General features: G+C 45.9%; 13 protein-coding genes and 1 riboswitch. Of the genes, 4 read left to right on the forward strand and 9 right to left on the reverse strand.

Translation table 11 applies throughout. The features are described 5' to 3' along the window. Window positions 1-308: 308 nt before the first annotated feature. The 3 genes from EXU85_RS25770 to EXU85_RS25780 form a co-directional block, all read right to left on the reverse strand. Window positions 309-959: a response regulator transcription factor gene (locus EXU85_RS25770; protein WP_142774841.1), complete on the reverse strand. Its 651-nt coding sequence runs from the start codon at window positions 957-959 to the stop codon at window positions 309-311. A gap of 106 nt (window positions 960-1,065) precedes the next feature. After that, window positions 1,066-1,875 (reverse strand): sensor histidine kinase, encoded by an 810-nt coding sequence (locus EXU85_RS25775; protein ID WP_142774842.1) that lies wholly within the window; start codon window positions 1,873-1,875, stop codon window positions 1,066-1,068. A gap of 680 nt (window positions 1,876-2,555) precedes the next feature. Further along, entirely contained in the window at window positions 2,556-2,876 is a 321-nt protein-coding gene (locus EXU85_RS25780; protein WP_142774843.1) for a hypothetical protein, read from the reverse strand. Window positions 2,877-3,387: 511 nt separating this feature from the next. On the opposite strand from EXU85_RS25780, the gene EXU85_RS25785 reads away from it, so the two are divergent. After that, window positions 3,388-3,939 (forward strand): fasciclin domain-containing protein, encoded by a 552-nt coding sequence (locus tag EXU85_RS25785; protein ID WP_142774844.1) that lies wholly within the window; start codon window positions 3,388-3,390, stop codon window positions 3,937-3,939. 80 nt (window positions 3,940-4,019) lie between these two features. Here EXU85_RS25785 and metH read toward each other — a convergent pair whose 3' ends face one another. The 5 genes from metH to EXU85_RS25805 form a co-directional block, all read right to left on the reverse strand. Then, entirely contained in the window at window positions 4,020-7,811 is a 3,792-nt protein-coding gene (gene metH / locus EXU85_RS25790) for a methionine synthase (RefSeq protein ID WP_142774845.1), read from the reverse strand. A gap of 104 nt (window positions 7,812-7,915) precedes the next feature. Continuing rightward, a riboswitch (SAM riboswitch) is annotated at window positions 7,916-8,023 on the reverse strand. Window positions 8,024-8,131: 108 nt separating this feature from the next. Then, window positions 8,132-8,494: an SxtJ family membrane protein gene (locus tag EXU85_RS25795; protein WP_142774846.1), complete on the reverse strand. Its 363-nt coding sequence runs from the start codon at window positions 8,492-8,494 to the stop codon at window positions 8,132-8,134. Between the two features lie 3 nt (window positions 8,495-8,497). Continuing rightward, window positions 8,498-8,647, reverse strand: a complete 150-nt coding sequence (locus EXU85_RS35505; RefSeq protein WP_012928744.1) for a DUF5989 family protein — start codon at window positions 8,645-8,647, stop codon at window positions 8,498-8,500. An 8-nt stretch (window positions 8,648-8,655) separates the two neighbouring features. After that, window positions 8,656-9,819 (reverse strand): SGNH/GDSL hydrolase family protein, encoded by a 1,164-nt coding sequence (locus tag EXU85_RS25800; protein ID WP_142774847.1) that lies wholly within the window; start codon window positions 9,817-9,819, stop codon window positions 8,656-8,658. A gap of 29 nt (window positions 9,820-9,848) precedes the next feature. Then, on the reverse strand, window positions 9,849-11,711 hold the full coding sequence (locus EXU85_RS25805) for a carbamoyltransferase (RefSeq protein ID WP_142774848.1): 1,863 nt from the start codon (window positions 11,709-11,711) through the stop codon (window positions 9,849-9,851). A gap of 233 nt (window positions 11,712-11,944) precedes the next feature. Here EXU85_RS25805 and EXU85_RS25810 point away from each other — a divergent pair, with 233 nt between their 5' ends. Further along, a complete protein-coding gene (locus EXU85_RS25810; protein ID WP_142774849.1) occupies window positions 11,945-12,832 on the forward strand; it encodes a Ppx/GppA phosphatase family protein in 888 nt (295 codons plus the stop codon). A gap of 201 nt (window positions 12,833-13,033) precedes the next feature. Beyond that, window positions 13,034-14,401: an ATP-binding protein gene (locus tag EXU85_RS25815; protein WP_142774850.1), complete on the forward strand. Its 1,368-nt coding sequence runs from the start codon at window positions 13,034-13,036 to the stop codon at window positions 14,399-14,401. Window positions 14,402-14,529: 128 nt separating this feature from the next. Here EXU85_RS25815 and EXU85_RS25820 read toward each other — a convergent pair whose 3' ends face one another. Continuing rightward, a complete protein-coding gene (locus tag EXU85_RS25820; protein ID WP_246859248.1) occupies window positions 14,530-15,381 on the reverse strand; it encodes a hypothetical protein in 852 nt (283 codons plus the stop codon). Between the two features lie 145 nt (window positions 15,382-15,526). Here EXU85_RS25820 and EXU85_RS25825 point away from each other — a divergent pair, with 145 nt between their 5' ends. Further along, a complete protein-coding gene (locus EXU85_RS25825) occupies window positions 15,527-16,477 on the forward strand; it encodes a GNAT family N-acetyltransferase (RefSeq protein WP_142774851.1) in 951 nt (316 codons plus the stop codon). Window positions 16,478-16,480 lie beyond the last annotated feature (3 nt).

The following is a 16,480-nucleotide window of genomic DNA, read 5'->3' on the forward strand; positions in this document are numbered from 1 at the left end:
AAAAGTTAATTAGTTAACAATGCGAACATAGTTAGGTCTCTAAGCAGAAGCAACTTCAACTCCAGCTCACCTCCTAATAACCAATTAATTATCAGCACTTTACCGACTACACAATTAAGTAAATACGGGGAATTTCCCGTATCCGACACCGTCTATTTCAGCACCTTATTTCCGGCTAATCACCCCTACTCTACGTCCTATATACTTCCCAATTTTATAGCGTCATTTTTATCCGCCATACCTTCCTGATGTCAGTTCCGCCGGGCCCAGGTCCGGCGGTCTGTTTCTATATAACATCAATTAGTTTATTACAAGTCGATCAACCCGTGTCGTACGGCCTCGATCACCATACCTACCCGGGTTCGAACATTCATTTTTTGAAAAACGGCTTCCCGATAACCATCGATAGTGCGTGGGCTTACGCACATTTTATCGGCGATATCATTATAGGTCAGTTCGCTACAGGCAACTTTCAGAAATTCGTACTCGCGCTCATTAAGGTTAAAGGAGGAAATCGAGCCGTTCCCAAGGGGTGCATTCAGATTACGAACAAGTTGGGAAGTCAGAAAATCGGAATAGTAGAACCCTTTCGTCATCACATCATCCAGAGCTTGGTGAAGCTCCTCCGGGCGACAATCTTTAAGCAGATAACCCCTGGCCCCATTGCGAACCATACGGACGATATGGTCTTCCCGGTCAGTCATCGATAAAGCCAGCACACGTACCGATGGGTACTGCTGTCGAAGTTGCAGCGCTGTCTCGAAGCCATCCATAATGGGCATGTTCAGATCGAGCAATGTAATGTCAGGAAGTTGATTACCTCGTTGCAATTGATCGAGAAAATTGCGGCCATTAGCAGCTATCAGCAAGATTTCATAATTATCAAATTTCTGGATCAGGTTGGACAGCGCTTCGGCCACCAGGTAATGGTCATCAACAATAGCAATGGAGACAGGCATGGCTTACGTAAGGATGAGTTCCTTGTTACTCACTGAAAAGTAGAGCCTTAAACCAATGAATCCAATACCTGAATCCAGTTATTTTTATCTCCTACACATTTATGGTTTAACTGGATTGGTTACGGGGGATCTGGATTTCTATACGTGTTCCAGCACCAGGTTGGCTCACAACGCTACAAGTACCACCCAAGAGGCCAGCCCGCCGGTGCAGATTCCCCAAACCAGCCCCGGCTTTATCGAGCGTACGAGCCGCAGCATCCGGAACCGAAAAACCCCGGCCATCGTCGGAAATAGTTAGACAAAAGGCATCGACCTTATAATCAGTTATAACTGTAAGCTTCTGGGCCTCTGCGTGTTTAAGTGCGTTATTGAGCGATTCCTGCGTCATACGCAGCAACACCATTTCAATTTTCTCTCCCAATAAATAAGGGTCGCCAAGTGTGACTAACTCGGCCTGTATACTACCAGCTCGCTGAATACGCTCCAGTTCAAGGGTTAAGCTGGAAAGTAGTCCAAACCGGCCTACCGTATCATAATCCAGGGTTTTGGAAAGCATCCGTACATCAGCAATGACCGTCCTTACTAAATCTCGGGTTTGCCGAACCGACTGCTGGGTATCGGGTTCAGCGGTTTCATTATCGAGGGTATTTAGTCGCATCACGACCACAGTAAGCAATTGACCTATATTGTCATGCAGGTCGTGCGCAATTTGCTGGAGGGTCTGATTTTGAATTTCGAGCTGAGACTGGAGAAGTTCACGCTGATAGACTTCCTCAAGCGTAATTAATTGTTGCTGATGCGCTTTGTATCGCTGTTTATAAAGGACGAGTAATAACGTAATAAAACCTGCTAACGAAAGAAAAAGCAACGTACCTATTGATATAATTAAGATAACATCAGGTGTCTGGGTTGACATAGTACTTAATGCCTATTACTGTTTAGCGAATATCGTAGGTATACGTATAATGCCAATAAAAAAATACCAAACAATACAAAATCCATCAATTCATGAATCCAATAAACAGTTAAGGTATTGGATACCGAATTTGTGATTAAGTAATCCATTAACCCCTGCACAAAAAAATTACCCAACGACGTGAAAAACAAACCTGCCGCGACCCAAAATAAAGCCTCTTGCTCTAAAGCTGAAACCTTAACATCAACAAAAATCCTCCAAAGATAATGACCAGATAAACAGGAGATTAACACATTAAATAATGTACTTTCGTAGGAATTATACTGGTTCCAGGATTGAACCGTAAATGATAAAATTAAGGAGATACAAGCAAATAAGCCTATAGACAGCCAGATGAGTCGTTTACTAAAAACTGACTTCACTAATTGACTAAATAGTAAGCCGTATAATGTATATTGTACGATTGGTAAAATGTGGTATATGTGTATATTATCTTTTTGTGCGACCCGCAATAGATAGATTGCATAGATCGTGGCAGCAAATGTTGCTGTTATATTGATAGTTAGTAATCGAAGCGGGGGCGTAAGCACCCGGTAATTTATTGTATATAAATAAGTACTTACGCCCATTAAGGTAATGTACAAAAACGTATCCCACATAATACGGATTAAAATAACAGATTAATCTGCGTAACGATCACTTTTCTCCAAAGGACATGGGGGACGTTGACAGCAACAGAGTGCTGCTGTAGTATCTATATCATCCCGGGCACGGCCATCTTCCTGGGTTGGCGCAAGGAACAAAAAATGCCTGTTCTGCTCGTCAATGCCATAATATACTTTAACATGCTCTGATTGATTAGCCTCAAGTATCTTTTTAAGGTCAGCCACATCAAAGAAGTCTCTTCTAAAGAAGTTAGTCAACTTCAAGTCAGTCAGTAATTTTTCATAGCGCTCACAAGCCTCCTTGAGCTTAACGGGGTCAGTAGGAAATTCATCCATTATGTATCAGTAGTTTTTTGGTTTAGCCAAACCTAAGCCCCCATTTACTTATAAACAATACCATCTTATAGATAACCTAATAAACATCACAAGCACAAACCACTGAAAATCAAATACTTAATAGTAAAAATAGTAAGTTAACAAGGGGATTCCAGTAAAAATACGGGAAATCACCCCTACAAAAACCGTCTATTTCCCCTTTTCATTTTGAGCAAATACCACCTATTTTGATTATATCTTCTATCCAGAATTTATAACGCTAGCTCTCCACTCCTCTCCACTCCTACTATCTTCCCTATTTCGCATTTCCGCCGGACCTATGTTCGGCGGTTTGCTTTTACAACCCTGCCCCTTATACCTTGGCAAGCAAAATCACTACTAATCAGATACTTAAAAAATAGTTTACCCTAGTTTAAATCCAAACCGTACAGTACTCCCGTAAGTCTTCCCGTTGATCGACACACAGTAACACATTCAGTACACATTTCAACTAATTTCAAAAACAACGACAATGAAGACGATCAAATTCGCATTTGCCCTACTCAGCTTAGTAGCCATCAGTCAGGTTTCATTTGCCCAGGAAAAAACGGTAACGGTGGGTGGCGCACCCATGTATCCGTCCAAAAATATCATTGAGAACGCAGTAAACTCGAAAGATCATACCACACTGGTAGCGGCTGTTAAGGCGGCTGGTCTTGTTGAAACGCTTTCTGGCCCAGGCCCATTCACGGTGTTTGCCCCTACCAATAAAGCCTTCGATAAACTGCCAAAAGGCACGGTAGAAACGCTGGTAAAACCAGAGAACAAAGAAACGCTGACCAAGATCCTGACGTACCACGTGGTACCCGGTAAAATGAGTGCTGCCGATCTGATGAAAGCTATTAAAGATGGTGGTGGTAAAGCTACGCTGACAACGGTATCAGGTGGTACGCTAACGGCTATGCAAAAAGGCAAAAAGATTGAATTGACGGATGCTAAAGGTGGTGTTTCAACAGTTACGATTGCCGACGTAAATCAGTCCAATGGCGTGATTCACGTAATTGATACTGTCTTGATGCCATAAGGAATTGGGTTACTAGATCATAAAAAATCCCCGGAGATAGCTCTGGGGATTTTTTATTAAAATATACTTGAGGTTACGATCTACACATCATAACTCAACACCGGGCTCAGCCATTTTTCAACCTCGTCAACGGGCATATCCTTCCGGAGAGCATAATCCAAAACCTGATCTTTATTGATTTTTCCGACAGGGAAATACTTGGATTCCGGGTGTGAAAAGTAAAAACCACTCACCGATGACGCCGGATACATGGCATAACTTTCGGTTAATTCAATATCGATCTTAGTGGCATCCAGCAGATTAAACAAGGTTGCCTTCTCGGTGTGGTCGGGGCAGGCCGGATAACCCGGTGCGGGCCGAATTCCCTGGTAAGCCTCTTTAATCAATTGCTCATTTGGTAGATTTTCGTCGACGGCATACGGCCAGAATTCCTTCCGAACACGCTCGTGCATCCGTTCTGCAAACGCTTCGGCCAGGCGATCGGCAAGCGCTTTCACCATAATGCTGTTGTAATCGTCATGGTCGCGATCATATTTTTCGATCAACGCTTCAATGCCAATACCGGCCGTTACAGCAAATCCACCAATGTAATCTTCCCGGCCGCTTTCCAATGGCGCAATGAAGTCCGATAAACAGAAGTTTGGCAAGCCGGGCGCCTTCTGATTCTGCTGGCGCAGGAAATGCAATACGGTCCTGGTATCGTAGATCAACTCACCTGCTGAACTCACCGCCGTTTGCGACTGCGCTTTGCTGATTTTGTATTCAATGTGCTGATGGGAGCCGTGACGCTCACAGGGAACCTCCCGAGTGTGTTCTTCAAAATCGTGGAGCAACACGTCATCATCAGCCGAATTGGCAGGGAAGAATCCAACAACGGCCTTTGCTTTCAGGAGTTTGTTATCAATAATTTCCTGCAAAAGCCGGTTCGCATCATCGAACAACTTTTTAGCTTCCTGTCCAACAACCGCATCTTCGAAAATAGCCGGGTACTTGCCGTGCAATTGCCAGGTCTGGAAGAATGGTGTCCAGTCGATGTACTTTGCGAGTTCGGCAATATCATAATCCTCGAAGTACCGGTTGCCCAGAAACGTTGGCTTGGTAGGCTCAAACGAACTCCAGTCTATTTTTGTCCGGTTATCGCGCGCCTTGGCAATACTCAGGCTGGCTTTTTCTTTCTGCCGCCTAGCGTGATCATCCCGAAGTTTAACGTACTCAGCTTTAATCTCTGTGAAGATTTTATCCCGCGTACCGTCTGTATCACTAACCAGTTTTCCGGCAACCGGAACGCTCCGACTGGCATCCAGCACGTGAACTACCGGCCCCGAATAGTGTGGATCGATCTTAACCGCCGTATGCATCCGTGAGGTGGTTGCGCCCCCAATTAGCAACGGCATGGTAAAGCCCTGCCGCTCCATTTCTTTTGCTACGCCGACCATTTCATCAAGCGAAGGCGTAATCAACCCACTCAATCCGATAATGTCTACGTTATGTTCGCGGGCAGCGTCCAGAATTTTTTGGGTCGGCACCATCACTCCAAGGTCAATAATCTCGTAGTTATTGCAACCCAGCACCACACCAACAATGTTTTTGCCAATATCGTGAACGTCGCCTTTAACCGTTGCCAGCAGGATTTTTCCGGCATTCTGGGATGTATCTCCCCCAATAAGTTTCTCGGCTTCAATAAACGGGGTTAAATAGGCCACCGCTTTTTTCATTACCCGCGCTGATTTAACTACCTGAGGCAGAAACATTTTACCCGCCCCAAACAGATCACCCACTACATTCATACCGTCCATCAATGGACCTTCAATGACGTGCAACGGTCGTTCTACCTGCTGCCGGATTTCTTCAACGTCCTGGTCAATATAATCGGTAATGCCTTTGATAAGGGCGTGCTTGAGACGTTCCCGAACGGGTTCGAGCCGCCAGCTTTCATCCTGAACAATGACTTTCCCTTTCGCTTTCACCGTTTCGGCAAAATCGACCAGGCGCTCGGTGGCATCGTCCCGACGATTGAGAAGTACATCTTCGCAACGCTCCAGCAACTCTTTTGGAATGCTATCATACACTTCCAGTTGCCCGGCATTCACGATACCCATATCCATACCGGCCCGAATGGCGTGATACAGAAAGGCCGAGTGCATCGCTTCCCGTACAACATCGTTACCCCGGAAACTAAACGAGATATTCGATACGCCCCCACTCACTTTGGCTAGCGGCAGGTTTTGCTTGATCCAGCGCGTTGCGTTGATGAAGTCAACGGCGTAGTTGTTGTGCTCTTCGATACCCGTTGCTACAGTCAGGATATTGGGATCGAAAATGATATCCTGTGGAGCAAATTTGACTTTATCGACCAGAATCCGGTACGCCCGTTCGCAGATTTGAATGCGCCGTTCGTAGGAGTCAGCCTGCCCGGTTTCGTCGAACGCCATTACCACCGCAGCCGCACCATAGCGTTTAACGAGTTGTGCCCGTTCAATGAATGCCTCTTCGCCTTCTTTTAGGGAGATGGAGTTCACAATGGCTTTTCCCTGGACGCATTTCAGGCCAGCCTCGATCACTTCCCACTTTGAGGAATCGACCATGATAGGGACACGGGCAATATCGGGCTCGGCAGCAATCAGGTTCAGGAAGGTTTTCATGGCCTCCACCGAATCCAGCATGCCTTCATCCATGTTGATGTCAATCACCTGCGCGCCCCCTTCAACCTGGCCACGGGCAATACTCAGGGCTTCATCGAAATTCCCTTCTTTAATGAGCCGGGCAAATTTCTTTGACCCTGTTACGTTCGTTCGTTCGCCAACATTCAGGAAGTTGGTTTGCTCCGTAATTTTCAGGGGTTCCAGGCCGCTCAGCTTTTGATAAGGCTCAGCTTCCGGCAATTGCCGGGGCGGATATTTAGCCGCCACATCCGCAATAGCACGGATATGATCGGGTGTAGAGCCACAACAGCCGCCAACAATATTGACGAAACTACTTTTAATAAAATCTTCGATTTGAGCCGCCATCATATCCGGCGTTTCATCGTACTCACCAAATTCATTAGGCAAGCCCGCATTCGGGTAGGCTGACGTAAAAAATGGTGCTTCTTTTGCGAGTGTCTGAATGTAAGGCCGCATTAAGGCAGCACCAAGCGCACAGTTTAAGCCTACACTGAGCAGGGGCAAATGGGAAACCGAGTACAAAAACGCTTCGGTCGTCTGCCCCGATAATGTACGACCACTGGCATCGGTAATGGTGCCTGAGATCATGATGGGCAGAACCGTCTTCTGCGGATTTAAATTGAAATATTTGTCGATGGCAAACATAGCTGCCTTCGCATTGAGGGTATCAAAGATTGTTTCGACTAGCAGCACATCTGAGCCACCATCCACTAAACCACTCACCTGCTCATAATACGCATTGACCAAATCATCGAACGTAACAGCCCTATAGGCGGGATTGTTCACATCCGGCGACAGGGAAGCTGTACGGTTCGTTGGTCCCATAGCACCGGCGACAAAGCGCGGTTTATCCGGATTCTGACGTGTAATTTCCTCAGCTACCTCTTTGGCAATCCGGGCCGATTCATAGTTGAGTTCATAAGCCAGTTCCTCCATGTGGTAATCGGCCATGGCAATGGTTGTACCACTGAAAGTATTGGTTTCAATAATGTCGGCACCTGCTTCCAGATATTGCTTATGGATCGCCTTGATTATATCCGGTTTCGTCAACGATAACAAATCGTTGTTACCCTTCAGATCATGTGGCCAATCCTTAAATCGTTCACCCCGGTAATCCGCATCAGTCAGGTTATACCGTTGGATCATCGTACCCATCGCACCATCAAGGACGAGGATGCGTTCGTGGAGGAGTTCGTATATCGTTTTCAAAAGCGAGTTATAGAAGGCTTGGTTATTAGGGCTACTAACAACCAGCACACTTAAAAAAGTCCAAAAAGATAAAATGACTTACAGAAAGACAGATAGCAGAAGGCTACTTATCTATCCCGCTACTAAGCGGGAGGAAATTGGCACCAGTTCCTGGAGTTGGTTGGTTGCCAAGACATCATCGGGTCCGTTCCCTCCGTCTTTCTGGATAAGCTACAACAAAAATAGACAAAAATAGGGTACGCCGACACGCAGCATACCCTATTTTTAAGATTCTATTGATTCTATGATAGTTACAGCTAATCTAGTCGCATCAACAATAGCTACCAGGTCTGTTCCAAATCCTCTTTCGTGTACTGGTGATTCCGCTCGTTGTAAAACGACTTTTCGTTCGTCCGTTTAATATCCAGCGGATTTTTCGACGTCAGGCGATACAGCAACGCAATTGGCCATAAAAACACAAAAAACAGGATCGACAAAATGATCTTGCCATTGATGTTTCCCAGTATTTCAGCCACTTTGAACCAGGCCTTCACAATCAAATCACCAACTACCGGAATAGCCAGGCTCAGCAAGCCAACGGCTGCTGCTGCATAAAGCCACCAGGGTGATTTAAACACAAAATATAACACAACCAGACCAGTCACGATGACCAGCTGGGCCTTTACTTTTTCGGTAACATCCATGCCTTAAAACAACGTATAGATAAATGGAGCAACGGCAGAACCGCCACCAATAACAATTAGAACACCGATGAGTAACAGTAAAATAATCATCGGAGCCAGCCACCATTTTTTGCGCTGCTTCATGAATTTGAAAATGTCCTGCAAAAATTCCATGTCTACTTTTAGTTTATTTGCTTGTTAACAGATGGCGCCTGAACAGTACCCGGATTCGACTGCATAAGTCGAAACAAAGCATCGCCCACACGCTGATTCACCAGAGCACTGGCATGGCCATCATTACGGCCTACAACCCGATCGTTCGGGGCAATATCGCCCATGAGTTTACCAACATCCAGAATGGGTACGTTACTGCGTTGAAAGAAGTCAACTACAGGTTTAACGTACACAGCTGTTTTTTCAATATTGTGCGAGAACGGAAACATAACAACGTAAAAGCGGGAATTATGCTCCTGTGCGTAGGTTATGAATTTGTTAAGGTCGCTTAAGTGGTCGTTAATAATGGCCGGTGTGCCGTAGGCAGTGCGGGCGTATGTATCAAAAGGCGCAAAATTACCGTGTGGAAACTGCCAGTATAAATAATTGAGCAAATACGACTTAATAAACAGCGACTGTACAGCGCGGGGCATATCCGAATACGGCTCAAATCCAGCAGGAACTAACCCATGATCGCGGGCTACCTTTTCAATGTCGTTCGGGAAATACTGCAAAACCAACACGTCAGGCGTTTTGCCAAACTTTACCAGCCGAGCGTATTCATCACGCGTATCGGAGCCTGATATACCGAGGTTGTATGTTACATACTCTTTGGTACCTAATTTTTCGCTAAGAACATTCCCGTACCGTTCGTCAGCTGATTTGAGACCGTGACCCGACGTAAACGAGTCGCCCACCACCAAAACGTTCTTTTTACCTACTGTATCAACTTTTGTCGTATCCCGATAATCGCCGACCATGGGAGGCCAGTAGCGTTCAAACCAGATATGCGATGCCAGTGTAAGACCTCCTTCCTGGCTTTGGGAAATGCACATAAAGATGATCTCAACAAAAACCAACAGCCCAACAAGTGGAACAAACAGGGTGGCTAAATTACCAAGAAACTTCGGTGGCTTCGGATTTTTGACAACGCCATAATAGTAGCAGCGAAGCAGTTCAATAACGATCAGCACCAGGATACACCCTTTTGCCAGTCGAACATATACGTTATCAAACAAACCTTTGTGTGGGTAATCGAACGTAACATGCAGTCGATCACCGTAATACAAAATAAAGGCCAGGAATCCGAGCAAAAGCAGACGGACGGCACTGGATACAAGTTTTGATCCCATCAGGACAGATCGTTCGGGAGTGTGTTTGGCTAGTCTAAAACAAATTCTTCTTTCCAGTTATCTTTCTCCTGCCACTCAGGTTGCTGGCGCTTATCGAACAGGAAATTACCGACCACCAAATAATCCATTTCGGTACGCATGAAGCAACGGTAGGCATCATCCGGCGTAGAAACGATAGGCTCGCCCCGTACGTTGAAACTGGTGTTAACAATGACGCCATAGCCCGTAAGTTTCTTAAACGAGTCGATCAACTGATAGTAGCGCGGGTTGGTATCTTTATGAACCGTTTGAATCCGGGCAGAGTAGTCGATGTGCGTAATGGAAGGTAAATCGGAGCGCTGATAGTACAGCTTTTCGCGCAGTGGGAAACTGGCATAGTCGGCAGGAACGGGTGTCCGGCGACTTTCGGCTACCGGATGCACTAGCAGCATATAGGGTGAAATACCGTCATAATCAAAATACTCGGCACAATCTTCGGCCAGAACCGAGGGAGCAAACGGCCGGAAGGACTCGCGGTATTTGATCTTCAGATTCAGTTTTTTCTGCATTTCGGCGTTCCGTGGATCACCCAGGATACTCCGTCCACCCAGGGCTCTTGGACCAAACTCCATCCGCCCCTGTACCCAGCCAACTACATTGCCTTCAGCTAATAAACGGGCCGCTTCGGTACTTAACTCAGCAAAATCCGTAAAATGAGTTGAAACAGCTTTATACTTAACAGCCATCAACTCAACATCCAGATCCGAAAACGTTGGTCCCAGATAAGAGCCCCGCATGGCATCGCGCTCGGTGGTAACTATACGTTCTTTACCAAAATAGATGTGGTAAGCTGCCAGGGCTGCTCCTAACGCGCCACCCGCATCACCGGCGGCTGGCTGAATAAAGATGTCTTTGAACAGGCCAGCAGCCTGTAGTTTTCCGTTCGATACACAGTTCAGTGCGACCCCACCCGCCATAACCAGTGCATCGGCATTAGTCAGGCGTTTGGCTTCACGAGCCATATTTAGCACCACTTCTTCGGTCAGATACTGAATAGCCAACCCCAGATTACAGTGATAATCTTTCAGTTCATCTTCAGGCTGACGCTGCGGAAATCCAAACAGCTCTGCCCATTTGGCCTCTTTCACCATGGTTAGGCCAGTAGCATAATCGAAATACTCCTGATTGAGCCAAATGGACCCATCGGGGCGAAGGTCAACTAATTTTTCTTTGATGATGGCCATATACCGGGCTACATCAGGCGAATTTGGGTCCCCATAAGGTGCCAGACCCATCAATTTATACTCGCCGGAATTTACCCGAAAGCCCAGAAAATAGGTAAATGCCGAATATAACAGCCCCAGCGAGTGTGGGAACCGCATTTCTTTCAGGATAGAAATGTTTTTACCCTCCCCTAAACCTATGGAAGCCGTTGCCCATTCGCCAACGCCATCGACGGTCAGAATAGCCGCCCGCTCGAATGGAGATGGATAAAAAGCACTGGCTCCATGCGAGAGGTGGTGCTCAGGAAAAAGCAGTTTCACTTTTTTAGATGGGTCGTATCCTAGCTTCTCTAACTCCTGACGAATGAGCCGCTTAAGAAATAATTTTTCTTTCAACCAAACCGGAATCGATAGCAAAAAAGACCGAATTCCCTGGGGAGCAAAGGCGTAATAGGTTTCAAGCAGCCGCTCAAATTTGAGCAGTGGCTTATCGTAAAAAACAATGGCGTCTAGTTTATTGAGATCGGCCCCGCCATACTGAAGACAGTATTTAATAGCCTGAGCAGGAAAACCCGGATCGTGCTTTTTACGGGTAAATCGCTCTTCCTGAGCAGCGGCAACGATACGACCATCTTCAATCAATGCAGCTGCCGAATCGTGATAAAAAGCAGAAATACCTAATATAGTCATGTACTATGATACTGGACAAACAGCGCCAAAAGTAACTGATTTTTTTGGCAAACATACCATATGACTTACTCTACGGTAAACCAGCCACTAACGAGGAATTAGACTTTAGGGAGGCAAAAAAGAGTATCTTTGGCCCAAATTAATGAGTGAATGAGCGAATTAGTGAATGAGCGAATAGAAGCTACCAATCATTCACTAATTCGCTCATTCACTAATTCACTAATTGATTAATAATGAAACTGGCAGCCATTGATATCGGTTCCAACGCAGCTCGTCTGCAAATCTCAACAGTCTTGCACAACGATAGTCTGGTCAGCTTTAAGCGTGTCGAGTATGTACGCTTTCCGCTCCGGTTGGGACATGATGTGTTCAATTTTGGCGCACTGACGCCGGAAAGTGAAGCGCGTACCACTAAACTTCTGCAAGCCTATAAACTGCTTATGGAGTTGCATGAGGTAGAGGGCTACATGGCCTGTGCTACATCGGCCATGCGTGAATCATCGAACGGCCACGAAATAGCCGACCGTATTGAAGCCGCTACAGGCATTAAAATCCACATTATAGACGGCAGTAAAGAGGCAGAACTCATCAACAATGTAGTGGTTCAGGCCCTTGACGATCAACAATATCTGCACATTGATGTTGGCGGAGGAAGTACAGAGCTAAATGTTTACGAAAACCGAAAAAAAATAAATTCCAAGTCGTTTAAAATAGGCTCCGTTCGATTACTGGAAGGAAAAGAACATAAAGGAGCCTGGCGTAAAATTGAGGATTGGGTCGAGGATAATGTTGACGCAACCCGCGAAATTACGGCAGTTGGTACAGGAGGTAATATCAGCAAATTGTTTAATCTGGCCTCCAAAACCTCAGAACTGGAAACAACCCGAACCGAGATTGAACGCATTCGGGATTACATTGCGAGCTTCAGTCAGGAAGATCGTATCAACAAGCTTCGCCTGAATGCCGACCGGGCCGATGTGATTGTACCAGCCGCCGACATTTATATTTCAGTGATGAAGTGGGCTGGTGCCAGCAGAATTATTGTGCCAGATTTGGGTTTAAAAGATGGAATTATTCAACAAGTGTACGCGCAACGGGGTAAACGGAAGTCTATGCCCTGAAAGGCTATTCCAGTTGGAATACGATGGAAATGATACATTCGTGCTGCAAAAAAAAGTCAGCCTACCACTAACTTAATTCAAAAAATAAAGTAACTGGTAGGCTGACTTTTTCACGAGCGCATTAAATTTGGTTAATCTTTTATTTCCGGCTATATATTGCGGATTAGCCCGGCAAAAGAAGTAATTATTAACTACCGTAACATGGATGTACTGCCAACTGCTCATTTACAGCAGCGACTTGATGCCCTGGCGCTTGAAAACACCTTATTGAAGTCTCAGATTGACCAGCAGGGAATCAATCAGCGCTTTCTTCTGGAGTTCTCAGACCGATTTGCCACGTACAAGGTTGGTGATGAGTTCTTTCACTCACTCGTTAGCTACATTACCGAGCAAACAAAGCTTGACTATGTATTTCTGGGCGAGTTGGTTGAACCGTCGCCGGGTGCATTTGCCATTCGTACGTATGCCCTTACCGCTAATGGCCAGACCGTTGGCAACATCCAGTACGACCTTCCCGATGGTCCCTGTGAGCAGGTTATTCAGGGTAAGCTATCTACCTACCCCAGCCAATGCCGGCGACTCTTTCCTAAAAACCAAACCCTGGTTCAGTTCAATGTGGAAGGCTATATTGGCTATCCATTATACGACACGAAAGGCCATGCGTTCGGGATACTGACCGTCATGCACCAATCGCCTATTAACGAACCAGAGTACATTGCCTCGCTTTTAAAAATTGTAGCCAAACGAGCCGAATTTGAACTTGAACGGATTCGCTACGAAACAGAACTGAAAGAAATCAATCAGACCCTGTTAGAAAAAAATCAGGAACTCATACACCGGAATGCCGAATTGGCCTCATTCAGTTATGTCGCTTCGCACGATTTGCAGGAGCCATTGCGTAAAATTCAGGCCTTTGGCGATCGGTTGAAGACAAGCTATGCCCCCAAATTAGACGAAGAAGGGACAGATATTGTTGACCGAATGGTTCTGGCAGCCAAGCGCATGTCGATGCTTATCAAAGACTTACTCGATTACTCCCGGCTCACGCTTCGCTCCGATAGTTGGGGACCTCAGCCTTTAGCGGCACTAATGGGTGTTGTAGTAAGCGAATTGGAAATTAGCATTCAGGATACGGGGGCGCTGATCCAGGTAGGCAAACTGGATACAATACCTGGCGATGCCAGTCAACTTATCCAGTTATTTCAGAACCTGCTTTCCAACGCAATCAAATTTATGAAACCTGGCACTGTGCCCCATATTCAGATTGAGAGTCGGCGGGTCAGTAGCACAGAACTCCCGGCAGCATTTTTGCCAATAGCTACCCAGACCGAATACTGCCAGATAGACATCTGTGATAATGGAATCGGATTCGATGCCCATCAGGCAGAACGTATATTTGGTACATTCCAGCGACTGCATGGACAGGGTAAATATCCCGGTACTGGCATTGGCCTGGCTATTGCCAAAAAGATTGCAGAAAATCACCGGGGATACATCATGGCAATGAGCCAACCCGGTAAAGGAGCCACATTCAGTGTCTACTTACCAACACAGGACGTCCTAAACTAACTGTACTCAAGTAATAGACCGTACCGTTCGGTACTACAGGCAAAAGCGCACTCGTTTTCGCTGAAATGACAAACGGTTAAACAGCTTCCAGAACAGAAGCATCCATAGAATCAATAGAAACTAAAGAATCAACGTACTCTCGTTAGTTTCTGAATAACGATGGGTACGCACCGAACAGGCGGGCAGGCGCAGGATATGTTTGCCAGCGTTACCGACCGTTCGACAAAGCAGCCGAATACGCTGTATATTCTCACTCCATACGTCTCCGGTTTACCCGTACGCGTAAGATTACGAACAATAATCCCATCACTGGGTATTGGGTGGCTTTCGCCAGAAAATAATCCATTGTTTGCGACTTCATACCGATCCGTTGGCTCAAAGCCAACAATGCCCACCCACCCATCAGCCGCCGACTCCGATCCAGTACAGGTTGCTTCCTGCGCCTTAATAGTAGCCGTTGCGTTTGCTTTAATTGTAACTGTAACTAAGGCAAATGGTCGGCAATTGGCATCGGCAGGTAGGGGCTTTACCAGACCATAGACATAATATACTCTGTCTGTAGTTGATGTAGTTGGGGGGAAAGCAATGGTTCGCATAGTAGCGATGCCATTTGATGAAATCAGTTCGCCAAGAGACGTTCCATCCGTGCGATCATAGGGATTCGTTTGCGGGCTATCAAATCGTACTAACTCGATCTTATCCGGCCAGAAAACGCTGGTCTTAACCTGTAAGCTATCAATGATGTAGCCGGTACAAGCTGTTACCGAAGTCTGATCCGTGTTGGCAATTGTTGGACAATCAGCCGCCTGCGCTAGCGTAGTGAGAGGAGTTAAGAACGAAAACAGTACCAGCCAGATACCTATACCTATGGTGCTGATTAGTGATTTAGTAAAGGGAGTTGATTTTCCTACTTCAGATGAGGACTGATTACTCCCTGCATATCGCCTGAAATTAAGCGCTACTGCGGTTAGTTGCTTCATACATTTCGCTTCATTACGGTTACTCTGCGTTATGGGTTAAACCACAAAGACCGTTATTAACTGTTAAACCGGCCGTCACAAGCAAGGACTTGCCGTTACTTACTGCATGCTAGTATCGTCGCAACAAGTGATACAACATATTAACATGAACGAATATACTATCCTACTCCAACAAAACCCAAAACCAGCTGATGTTCCTGAATTTCACCAATGTGGTTTTCTATTTAATGACTACAATCATCTTCGGCAACAAGACGAAGGCTACCTTTATTTACTGACAGCCCTGAACAAAACCACTCGACGAGCCGATGCCCGATGTGCTTTTTTTATTCGTTCCAATGAGGCTGTTAGCCCTCAGGCAGCACCATTTGGCTCTATCGAATTTTCTAAAACACTCCCAGAGCCAGTTTTAGTTAATTTCCTGGATTTGCTTGTCGAAACTGCTCGCACAGTCGACGTTGCTAGTTTGCGGATCGTTAATTACCCGAACTGTTATGCACCTGAACAAGCCAGTCTTTTGACTACCCATTTGATCAATCATGGTTTTCGCATACGAGAAACAAGTCAAACGTTCTTTTTACCTATTACCGCCAATCCGTTTGAACAGACGATTACCCCCGCTGAACGCCGACGATTGCATAAATGCAGGGAAGCTGGCTTCCAGTTTATGCATTGGAAAACTCCAGACATCAGTAAGGTGATTGAATTTTTACAGGGAACTCGCTATCAGAAAGGCTACCCACTCACTATAGCGCCAGAAAAGCTAACCAACCTACTACGAGGTTTCCCAAATCACGTTTCTGTTTTTACGGTAAATGATGGCGTTAAACCCATTGCCTTAACAGTAGCGGTGCGCGTTCGGGAGGATATAGTGTACAACTTCCTGCCAGCCTCGCATCCCGCTTATCACACATTTAGTCCTATGGTTATGCTCATAGGTGAGCTGTTCGCCTATTGTCAAAAACAAAAAATCAAACTACTTGACTTAGGGGTGTCACTCGATGATAACCACCAGCCTAAACCCAGTCTGATACGTTTCAAACGGAACCTAGGTGCCCAGGAATCCCCCAAACTGGTTTTCGAGAAGCTGTTTTGACAG

It is taken from the genome of Spirosoma sp. KCTC 42546, assembly GCF_006965485.1.
In the GTDB taxonomy this organism is placed as follows: Bacteria; Bacteroidota; Bacteroidia; order Cytophagales; family Spirosomataceae; genus Spirosoma.

What these genes read in the sequence shown, in the direction of transcription:
- EXU85_RS25770 (WP_142774841.1), bottom strand. Translation starts at nt 959, where the DNA reads ATGCCTGTCTCCATTGCTATTGTTGATGACCATTACCTGGTGGCCGAA.
- EXU85_RS25775 (WP_142774842.1), bottom strand. Translation starts at nt 1,875, where the DNA reads ATGTCAACCCAGACACCTGATGTTATCTTAATTATATCAATAGGTACG.
- EXU85_RS25780 (WP_142774843.1), bottom strand. Translation starts at nt 2,876, where the DNA reads ATGGATGAATTTCCTACTGACCCCGTTAAGCTCAAGGAGGCTTGTGAG.
- EXU85_RS25785 (WP_142774844.1), top strand. Translation starts at nt 3,388, where the DNA reads ATGAAGACGATCAAATTCGCATTTGCCCTACTCAGCTTAGTAGCCATC.
- EXU85_RS25795 (WP_142774846.1), bottom strand. Translation starts at nt 8,494, where the DNA reads ATGGATGTTACCGAAAAAGTAAAGGCCCAGCTGGTCATCGTGACTGGT.
- EXU85_RS35505 (WP_012928744.1), bottom strand. Translation starts at nt 8,647, where the DNA reads ATGGAATTTTTGCAGGACATTTTCAAATTCATGAAGCAGCGCAAAAAA.
- EXU85_RS25800 (WP_142774847.1), bottom strand. Translation starts at nt 9,819, where the DNA reads ATGGGATCAAAACTTGTATCCAGTGCCGTCCGTCTGCTTTTGCTCGGA.
- EXU85_RS25805 (WP_142774848.1), bottom strand. Translation starts at nt 11,711, where the DNA reads ATGACTATATTAGGTATTTCTGCTTTTTATCACGATTCGGCAGCTGCA.
- EXU85_RS25810 (WP_142774849.1), top strand. Translation starts at nt 11,945, where the DNA reads ATGAAACTGGCAGCCATTGATATCGGTTCCAACGCAGCTCGTCTGCAA.
- EXU85_RS25815 (WP_142774850.1), top strand. Translation starts at nt 13,034, where the DNA reads ATGGATGTACTGCCAACTGCTCATTTACAGCAGCGACTTGATGCCCTG.
- EXU85_RS25820 (WP_246859248.1), bottom strand. Translation starts at nt 15,381, where the DNA reads ATGAAGCAACTAACCGCAGTAGCGCTTAATTTCAGGCGATATGCAGGG.
- EXU85_RS25825 (WP_142774851.1), top strand. Translation starts at nt 15,527, where the DNA reads ATGAACGAATATACTATCCTACTCCAACAAAACCCAAAACCAGCTGAT.